Below are 1,144 nucleotides of genomic sequence, written 5' to 3' on the forward strand. Positions count from 1 at the left end.
GTTTTTTCCTGCCTGCCCGTTATATCGGAAGGCTTGATAAACAGCGATTCATAATCACCTTTGCCTTTCTTTTGTTTAGATTCTTTATCTACCTTTGAAACAGGCGGTTCCGGTGTTGGTTCAATTTCCTTCTCCTTCTCCTTCTCCACTTCTTCGTCAACCTCTATTTTCTTCTCCATGGGAGGCTTTACCGGGGATGCGACTTTGTTCAGGCCCGAAGGCCCGGTCATATTCATGGACGCGATGATAAAATCTTCATCTATGTCCTCTTCCTTTTTCTTTGACATGGTTCTACACGTTTATAATTTGGTATATCTCAGTCACTAATTCATCTACCCGCGTCCCTTTTATCAACTGCCTGTCGGGAGGGAAAACCGTAGAGCGGAAAAATGCCCGGTGGGTTTCGTCCATTTCCCGCCTGAAACGTTTGGTGTCGGGGATATGCGTTTTTAAGACAGACAATCCCAGTTCTTCGATAGCATCCACATAAGCATCGTAAAGAGGAGTTTTCTCCCGGGCATCGACCATCGTCCAGAACAGGTTCAGCGCTTTTATCCTCGATTTGCCTACCGAGATCAGGTTCTCATTCAAAGAAGAAGCAAAGCTCAGTGTGCTGGCGAGGACAAGGCGGTCGGCGCTGACCGGGGAAAAGATGTAGTCCATTTCTCTTAATGTCATTACCACCCCTTTACTGTTCATCGTCCCGGGCAGGTCGAAGAAGATAATATCTATTTTCGTTTCACTTCCGGCAATCAGTTTTTCGGCATCCTGTATGGCATCGGCAGGCTTACTGCCGATAACAGGATAGGCTTTCCCGGATATTTCCCTGAACTGATTGAAAGCCATGCGTTTGTAAAACGGATCGTTGATAACCAGCTCCGAATCCCGTTTTCGCATTTCCATAATACTGTGCTGGGGAAAATCGCAATCGATTACCGCGACAGACTTCCCATCCAGGTAATGCATATAACTGGATAGCAGGACGGTAAAGGCTGTTTTGCCTACTCCACCCTTTTGTGTGCTGAATGCAATAAATAATGTTTCTCGTTCCATATTGATAATTTTTTTTAAGATGTGTACTAATGCCCTCCGGCTAATTTTGACACAAAAGAAATTATATTTTTCAGAACCCGGTCCATTTCTT

2 protein-coding genes are annotated in these 1,144 nt (G+C 44.9%); both read right to left on the reverse strand.

All coding sequences use genetic code 11. From position 1 onward, the window contains the following. A partial coding sequence (locus tag BUC12_RS19680; RefSeq protein WP_139262143.1) for a DUF3408 domain-containing protein occupies positions 1-287 on the reverse strand: 287 nt, incomplete at its 3' end. 4 nt (positions 288-291) lie between these two features. After that, on the reverse strand, positions 292-1,053 hold the full coding sequence (locus BUC12_RS19685; protein ID WP_062185383.1) for a ParA family protein: 762 nt from the start codon (positions 1,051-1,053) through the stop codon (positions 292-294). Positions 1,054-1,144 lie beyond the last annotated feature (91 nt).

The sequence above is a fragment of the Indolivaga macrotermitis genome, from assembly GCF_900128985.1.
In the GTDB taxonomy this organism is placed as follows: domain Bacteria; phylum Bacteroidota; class Bacteroidia; order Bacteroidales; family Dysgonomonadaceae; genus Dysgonomonas_A; species Dysgonomonas_A macrotermitis.